At 64.6% G+C, this 7,227-nt stretch carries 11 protein-coding genes; 5 read left to right on the forward strand and 6 right to left on the reverse strand.

What is annotated here, in order from left to right:
- A partial coding sequence (locus tag ENZ74_RS15580; RefSeq protein WP_164761046.1) for an urease subunit alpha occupies positions 1–928 on the reverse strand: 928 nt, incomplete at its 3' end.
- A 179-nt stretch (positions 929–1,107) separates the two neighbouring features.
- On the opposite strand from ENZ74_RS15580, the gene ENZ74_RS15585 reads away from it, so the two are divergent.
- Positions 1,108–1,491 carry a hypothetical protein gene (locus ENZ74_RS15585; RefSeq protein WP_063169756.1) on the forward strand — a complete coding sequence of 128 codons (384 nt, stop codon included), beginning with the start codon at positions 1,108–1,110 and terminating at the stop codon, positions 1,489–1,491.
- A gap of 129 nt (positions 1,492–1,620) precedes the next feature.
- Positions 1,621–2,109: a hypothetical protein gene (locus tag ENZ74_RS15590; RefSeq protein ID WP_027161068.1), complete on the forward strand. Its 489-nt coding sequence runs from the start codon at positions 1,621–1,623 to the stop codon at positions 2,107–2,109.
- A gap of 20 nt (positions 2,110–2,129) precedes the next feature.
- Here the strand turns inward: ENZ74_RS15590 and ENZ74_RS15595 are convergent, their stop codons facing one another.
- Genes ENZ74_RS15595 through ENZ74_RS15615 form a run of 5 tightly spaced genes read right to left on the reverse strand, consistent with a single transcriptional unit; the run spans position 2,130 to position 4,488 of the window.
- Entirely contained in the window at positions 2,130–2,435 is a 306-nt protein-coding gene (locus tag ENZ74_RS15595) for an urease subunit beta (RefSeq protein ID WP_013528398.1), read from the reverse strand.
- An 8-nt stretch (positions 2,436–2,443) separates the two neighbouring features.
- On the reverse strand, positions 2,444–3,031 hold the full coding sequence (locus ENZ74_RS15600; protein ID WP_063169757.1) for a HupE/UreJ family protein: 588 nt from the start codon (positions 3,029–3,031) through the stop codon (positions 2,444–2,446).
- Positions 3,032–3,064: 33 nt separating this feature from the next.
- Complete coding sequence (locus ENZ74_RS15605; protein ID WP_027161066.1) at positions 3,065–3,319, reverse strand: DUF1272 domain-containing protein; 255 nt, start codon at positions 3,317–3,319, stop codon at positions 3,065–3,067.
- Between the two features lie 10 nt (positions 3,320–3,329).
- Complete coding sequence (locus ENZ74_RS15610; protein ID WP_013528395.1) at positions 3,330–3,632, reverse strand: urease subunit gamma; 303 nt, start codon at positions 3,630–3,632, stop codon at positions 3,330–3,332.
- A gap of 28 nt (positions 3,633–3,660) precedes the next feature.
- Positions 3,661–4,488, reverse strand: coding sequence for an urease accessory protein UreD (locus ENZ74_RS15615; RefSeq protein ID WP_082826622.1), 828 nt, complete (start codon positions 4,486–4,488; stop codon positions 3,661–3,663).
- A 221-nt stretch (positions 4,489–4,709) separates the two neighbouring features.
- Between ENZ74_RS15615 and ENZ74_RS15620 the strand changes: the two genes are divergently transcribed.
- The 3 genes from ENZ74_RS15620 to ENZ74_RS15630 all read left to right on the forward strand — a co-directional run bounded on the left by ENZ74_RS15620 (position 4,710) and on the right by ENZ74_RS15630 (position 7,046).
- Positions 4,710–4,964 (forward strand): acyl carrier protein, encoded by a 255-nt coding sequence (locus tag ENZ74_RS15620; protein WP_013528393.1) that lies wholly within the window; start codon positions 4,710–4,712, stop codon positions 4,962–4,964.
- A gap of 5 nt (positions 4,965–4,969) precedes the next feature.
- Positions 4,970–6,178, forward strand: a complete 1,209-nt coding sequence (locus ENZ74_RS15625; RefSeq protein WP_063169759.1) for a beta-ketoacyl-[acyl-carrier-protein] synthase family protein — start codon at positions 4,970–4,972, stop codon at positions 6,176–6,178.
- Between the two features lie 163 nt (positions 6,179–6,341).
- A complete protein-coding gene (locus ENZ74_RS15630) occupies positions 6,342–7,046 on the forward strand; it encodes a glutathione S-transferase N-terminal domain-containing protein (RefSeq protein WP_063169760.1) in 705 nt (234 codons plus the stop codon).
- Positions 7,047–7,227 lie beyond the last annotated feature (181 nt).

Consider the following 7,227-nt stretch of genomic DNA (forward strand, 5'->3'; position numbering starts at 1 on the left):
TGACCGTGTAGGGCCGCGTCGGATTGGTCGAGGACGGGATGACGTTGGGCAGGCCGCAGACCTTGATGATGTCGGGCGCGTGGCCGCCGCCGGCGCCCTCGGTGTGGAAGGCGTGGATGGTGCGGCCCTTGATGGCGGCGACCGTGTTCTCGACAAAGCCGGATTCGTTCAGTGTGTCGGTGTGGATCATCACCTGCACGTCGTAATCGTCGGCGACCGACAGGCAGCAATCGATGGCCGCCGGCGTCGTGCCCCAGTCCTCGTGCAGCTTCAGCGAGCAGGCGCCGCCCAGCACCATTTCCTCGAGCGCGGCGGGCAGCGAGGCATTGCCCTTGCCCGACAGGCCGATGTTCATCGGAAAGGCGTCGAAGGACTGGATCATGCGGGCCATGTGCCATGGCCCCGGCGTGCAGGTGGTGGCCAGCGTGCCGTGCGCCGGGCCCGTGCCGCCGCCGAGCATGGTGGTGATGCCTGACATCAGCGCTTCCTCGATCTGCTGCGGGCAGATGAAGTGGATATGCGCGTCGAAGCCGCCTGATGTCAGGATCTTGCCTTCGCCGGCGATGATCTCGGTGCCGGGGCCGATGATGATGGTGACGCCATCCTGCGTGTCCGGATTGCCGGCCTTGCCGATGGCCGCGATGCGCCCGTCGCGAAGCCCGACATCGGCCTTGAAGATGCCTGCACTGGCATCGATCACCAGCGCGTTGGTGATCACGGTATCGACGGCGCCTTGCGCCCTGGAAACCTGGCTCTGGCCCATGCCGTCGCGGATCACCTTGCCGCCGCCGAATTTCACCTCTTCGCCATGGATGGTGAGATCCTTCTCGACCTCGATGAACAGTTCGGTGTCGGCAAGCCGTACTCTGTCGCCGACCGTCGGGCCGTACATCTGCGCGTAGGCGGCGCGGGTAATTCTGGCCATCAGCGATTGCTCCCGAAATGCGGTTTGCCGAAATGCGGTTGGATTGAAGCGCGGCTGCACATTGCTGCCATCCTATGGTCACGCAATGACCTGCTGGGCGACACCTTCTGATCCCATTTGGCGGTTGAGGTTAGGGCGTCACCCCAGACCGACCGTTTGCCAATCGATGGAAAGGAAAATCCATGCGCAAAACGATAGTTCTTGCCGCCGCCGCCAGCCTGATGCTGGCGGGCGCCGCCAGTGCCCAGGAGCAACCCGCGCCACAGCCCGCTCCGGCGCCGGCAACGCCTGCTCCAGCCACGCCCCAGGCTCAGCCCGCGGTGCCGACGATCCAGAGCGTCAACATCGTCGACATCACCGAGTTGCCAAAGGACACCCAGACGCAGGTCAACCAGGTGATCGCCCAGCGCGGCGATGACGGCTTGAAGAAACTGCGCAGCTCGATCGACGCCACACCCAAGGTCAAGTCGGCGCTCGAGGCCAAGGGAATGACCTCGGCGCAGGTGGTCGCAGCCAGTATGGAACCCAATGGCGCACTGACCCTGATCACCAAGAAGGCGAGCTGACGCCACGGCATGGCGGGCCGGCATCCGGCCGGCCGGCCGCATCGGGAAAGGAACCTTCGCCGGGCGGGATTCGTTTTGTTCTTTTCGCGCTAACCCGCGCCCCGAAACGATTTCTCTCAGGAGCGAGCGATGGCGATCACTTCTTTCTCGACCAGAATGCAGGCAGTCGCCGCCATGACGTTCCTGGCGGCGGCTGGTGCTGCTGCCGGACTGAAGGCGCAAGGACTGGAAAGCACGGAGACCGTCAATCGCATCGTCGGCTCGCAGGTCAAGCAGGAAGAGGCCAAGGCCAACACTGAGGCCGGCAACGTCAACACGGCGATCGACCGCACGCGTGAAAACATCGGCACGGTGCGCAAGACATCCAAGCTCGACAAGGTCGACATCGTGTTCCTCACCGATGCCGCGCGCAGCGAAGGCGGCCCGCCGCCGGAGATCGAGGCCAAGGTCAAGCAGCATCAGGACGACATTACGGAGCTGCGCAAGGAGATCGAGGCCAACGCGCTGCTGTTCAACGCCATCGAATCGCGGCGCGTGCAGGCGCAGGATGTCCTCGCCGTCGAATTCGACAATCCCGGAAAGATCGTCATCTACGCCGCGGCCAAGCCATCGAACTGAGCTGAGCGCGCCGGAAGATCTCACAGCTTGCCCATCACCTTCTGCTGAAATCCGTAGACCTCGCGCTTGCCGCCGAGCGGCACCAGCGTGACGTCGCGCTCCTGGCCCGGCTCGAAGCGCATGGCCGTGCCCGCGGCAATGTCGAGGCGCATGCCCCTGGCGCGCTCACGGTCGAATTTCAGCCCCTCATTGGTCTCGAAGAAATGGTAGTGGCTGCCGACCTGGATCGGCCGGTCGCCGCTGTTGGCGACTTTCAGGGTGACGGTCTGCAGGCCCTTGTTGAGCTCGATGTCGCCGCCCACCGTGATGATTTCACCGGGGATCATGGTCACCCTCACACGATGCCGAAGGCGAGACCGATGCCGATCGCCGCGCAGGCGGCACCGGCAGCGCGGGCCAGGCCACGAAACCGGATGCCGAGACCGAGACCGGTGGCGATGCCGGTGGCATGCAGCAACAGCGTGGCGGTGGCAAAGCCGGCCATGTATTCAAGCCCGCCGGCATTCTCCGGCACCTCGGTGCCATGCGCGTGGCCGTGGAAAAGTGCGAACAGGCCGATGATGGCGACGCCGGCCGAGACCGGCAGATCGATCGCCAGCGCCACCAGCAGTCCGAGTGTCACGACCGATGCCAGTATGCCCGGTTCGACGAAGGGCAGCGGCATATGCAGCATGCCCAGCGCGCCGCCGACCACCATGACGCCGACAAAGGCAGCCGGCCAGGCAAGAACCGCCTTGCCGCCCTTGAGCGCCGCCCACAGCCCGACCGCGATCATCACCGTCATGTGATCGAGGCCGGAGAGCGGGTGCATGAAGCCGGCCGTGAAGGAGGAGGTGGTGCCCAGGCCGACATGGGCATAGGCCGGCAGGGCGGCGGCCAGCAGCAGGATCGCCGACAGGCAGAGGCGTTTGGCGGATATCATTCTGTTTGCCTTTCGTTTTGCTCGGTCTGGTGTTCACGCCGCCTTGCGGGGGCCGCAGCCTTCGGCCTTGAGTACGCGTTTGCTCGACGCAGGATATTTCTTCAGCATCGCTGCCGGGCGGATCGGCCGCGCCGAAAAACCACCACCGCAATTGGGGCAGATGCCGCCCAACACCTGTTCCACGCATCCGGCGCAAAAGGTGCACTCGAAGGTGCAGATCAGCGCATCCGTCGCCTCGGGCGGCAGGTCCTTGTCGCAGCATTCGCAGTTGGGACGCAGCTCCAGCATCCTGTCCTCCTCAACGGATCGGTTCGTGCACGGTCACCAGCTTGGTGCCGTCGGGAAACGTCGCCTCGACCTGCACGTCATGGATCATCTCGGCGATGCCTTCCATGACTTGCGCGCGGCTGACGACATGAGCGCCGGCTTCCATCAGTTCGGCGACCGGACGGCCGTCGCGGGCGCCTTCGACGACGAAATCGGTGATCAGCGCAATCGCTTCCGGATGGTTGAGCTTGACGCCGCGTTCGAGCCGCTTGCGCGCCACCATCGCCGCCATGGCGATCAGCAGCTTGTCCTTTTCCCTCGGCGTCAGGTTCATGCGTTTCCCTGGATTGGTAGAGGCAGGCCTATAGTGACCATAATTTGGGCAACCCCGCCCTTCCGTTGAGCAATTCGACGAGTGGAACCAGCCGCTGGCGCAGTCGGTAGCCATCCCCGGCGTAGAGCCTCGCAAGAAGCTTGCCAGATTTCTTCACGCACCAGGCGCTGGCGCTGCCCTGGTCGCCGACGATCTCCAGAACCGGATCGAGCAGGGCTTCGGCGCGCGGCGACACCAGAAGCAATGTCGCCACCGCGATCGCGCCGCCGGCAACCGCCGGGCGATCGAGCGTTGCGGCGATATCGGGCCCGATGCGGAAATCCTCGGCATGAACGAGGGCGCCATCCTGACGCACACGCCAGCGGTCATGGAAGTTGCCCTGCGTGGCGCGTTCGCCCATCGCCAGGCGGCCGAAGACGGCGGCTTCCAGCACCAGCGCCTCGGCGCCGACGGCAAGCTCGACGTTGAGCGTACGGGCAAAGGCCGCCCTGTCGAAGACGATGGTTTCCTGCGGCAGCCAGGCGATGCGGCCGTTTTCGCCTACCGACAAATTGACCCGCACTTCGGCATGGTCGGATGCCGCCCGGTAGATCTTCTCGCAGGCCTGCGTGGTGATCGATGCCGAAGCGGCCGCGCCGACATCCACGTCCCAGGCGATACGGTCGCCGCCCGTCATTCCGCCGGCGGTGTTGATCAGCACCGCTTCGAGCGGATCGGCCGAGACGGCCGGCATTCTTATCTTGGCGGCGCCGTCCTGATAGAGGCGCCGCAGGCGCGTGCGGCCCTCGCCAAGCGCGCAGGAAAGCCGCGCCACGCCCGCAACGCGCTGCGTCGAAATCCCGCCATGTTCGCCCATATCCATGCCTGCACGTTAAGCACTCCGGCGGCTTTGTCGATATGGAGTTCGATATAGCTTGTTGCTTGACAACGTTTCGGTTTCTATAGAGGGAACCACCTTGGTACGGTCATGCTGCGCTTGGCGGGGGTATTAAACGACGACGGCGGCTTGATACCAGGAGAAAAAGGGGCGCTGCTCAGTCGGCGTCGGGAAACGCGAGATAGTGGGGAAGGAACCGAATGGCCGACCAGCTGGCAACGGATATCATCGCGAAGATCAAGGCTCATGCCGAGCCGGGCGGCGAAGAAATCACCACCACCACCGAATTGACCTCGCTTGGCATCCATTCGCTCGAGCTGACGGAGATTATCTTCGATCTTGAGGAAGAGTATGGCATCGAGATCGAGATGAACACGGTCGACGCCTGGAGCAATCTGAAGAACGTCGGCGACATGGTCGAAGCTGTGCGCGCGCTGATCGCGAAAAAAGCCTGAACTGAATGCGGCAGCGCGTTGTCATCACCGGCATGGGCGGCATTTGCGGGCTCGGCACCAGCGCGCCCGCGATCTGGAACGAGATGCGCGCCGGCCGCTCGGCCATCGGCCAGATCACAAGTCCCCAACTGCATGATCTGAAGGTCAAGGTCGGCTGCGAAATCAAGACGCTTCCCGATCACGGCATCGACCGCAAGCAGACCGTGTCGATGGACCGCTTCAGCCTGCTGGCGACGATCGCAGCCAGGGAAGCCATGCAGCACGCCGGCCTGGTCTCGACTGAAGCCACCACCTATCGGATGGGCACCGTCGTCGGCGTCGGCGTCTGCGGCTGGGAGGCGATCGAAGAGAGCTATCGCGCCATACTGGTCGAGGGCAAGAACCGCGCTGGCATCTTCACCGTGCCAAAGGTCATGCCAAGCGCGGCCTCTGGCCATGTCAGCATGAATCTGGGCCTGCGCGGCCCGGTCTTCGGCGTCACCTCGGCCTGTTCGTCGTCCAACCACGCCATCGCCTCGGCTGTCGACCAGATCAGACTTGGCCGCGCCGATGTGATGGTCGCCGGCGGCACCGATGCGCCGCTGGTCTGGGGCATCCTGAAGGGCTGGGAAGCACTGCGCGTGCTGGCGCCCGACACCTGCCGGCCATTCTCGGCCGACCGCCAGGGACTGTCACTCGGCGAGGGCGCCGGCATGGCGGTCCTGGAGACGTATGAGCACGCCATGGCGCGCGGCGCCACCATCCTTGCCGAGGTCGCCGGCGCCGGCCTCTCCGCCGACGCCTCCGACATTGTCGCGCCGACCGTCGAAGGGCCGACGGCGGCCATGCGCGCCTGCCTGGCCGATGCCGGCTTCAATCCCGAGGATGTCGACTACCTCAATGCCCATGGCACCGGCACCAAGGCCAACGACCAGATCGAGACGGCAGCGATCAAGCGCGTCTTCGGCGACCATGCCTACAAGCTTTCGGTGTCGTCGACCAAGTCGATGCACGCCCATTGCCTCGGCGCATCGGGTGCGCTGGAGATGATCGCCTGCGTGATGGCGATCCGCGAAGGCATCGTGCCGCCGACGGCCAATTTTCGTGAGGCCGATCCCGATTGCGACCTCGACGTCACGCCGAATGTGCCGCGCGAGCGCAAGGTGCGCGCCGCGATCAGCAACGGCTTCGCGTTCGGCGGCACCAATGCCGTGCTGGCCTTCAAGGCTGCCTGATCTAAGGGGCGGGCGGATCTGCCCCAGGCAGGCCATTCCGTTGACTGTCCGTGCACGATGAAACCCTTCGCCGCCATATTGATCGTGCCGTGCGCCGCGTCTAATCCTTGGCCGACCCGCCAAAACCGCGCCGCTCGGCGCGAATCCTCATCCAGGAGTTTCCATGGCAGACCTGTCCGCCTTTCCGATCGCAACGCGTTGGCCGGCCAAGCATCCGGACCAGCTCCAGCTCTATTCGGCGACAACGCCGAACGGGGTGAAGATATCGATCGCCCTGGAGGAACTCGGCCTTCCTTACGAGCCGCATTGGGTCAACATCGGCCAGAACGAAAGCTGGACACCGGAATTCCTGTCGCTCAATCCCAACGGCAAGATACCGGCGATCATCGATCCCAACGGCCCGGACGGCCAGCCGATCGGCCTGTTCGAATCCGGCGCCATCCTGCTCTACCTTGCTGAAAAGACCGGCCTGCTCATGCCCATTGATGGCGCGCGCCGCTACGAGACCATCCAGTGGGTGTTCTTCCAGATGGCCTCGGTCGGGCCAATGTTCGGCCAGGTCGGCTTCTTCCACAAATTCGCCGGCCGCGAAATCGCCGACAAACGCCCTCTGGAGCGCTATCGCGACGAGTCAAAGCGACTGCTCGGCGTGCTCGACGGCCGGCTGAAGGGGCGCAAGTGGATCATGGGCAATGACTACACCATCGCCGACATCTCGCTGCTCGGTTGGGTGCGCAACCTGATCGGATTCTACGAAGCACGCGAACTCGTCGGCTTTGACGATTTCGCCCATCTGGGAACATGGCTGGAGCGCGGCCTGGCGCGGCCGGCGGTGCAAAAAGGCCTGACCATCCCGGCCAAGGGATAGAAAAACCAGCCTCCGAAGCGCGGCTATTTCGCCTTCGCTTTGGCTTTCGAACCGCCTTTGCCCATGACGGAAGCGGCGAGCGACGCAGCACCTCGGGCGGCGACCATGACCGCGCCGGCAGCGACGTTGGCTGTGGCCTTGGCCGTGCGCATCGCACTGCCGCCCAAGGAGTCGCTGGAAC

The sequence above is a fragment of the Mesorhizobium sp. M7A.F.Ca.CA.002.15.2.1 genome (assembly GCF_003998715.1).
Lineage (GTDB): Bacteria > Pseudomonadota > Alphaproteobacteria > Rhizobiales > Rhizobiaceae > Mesorhizobium > Mesorhizobium ciceri.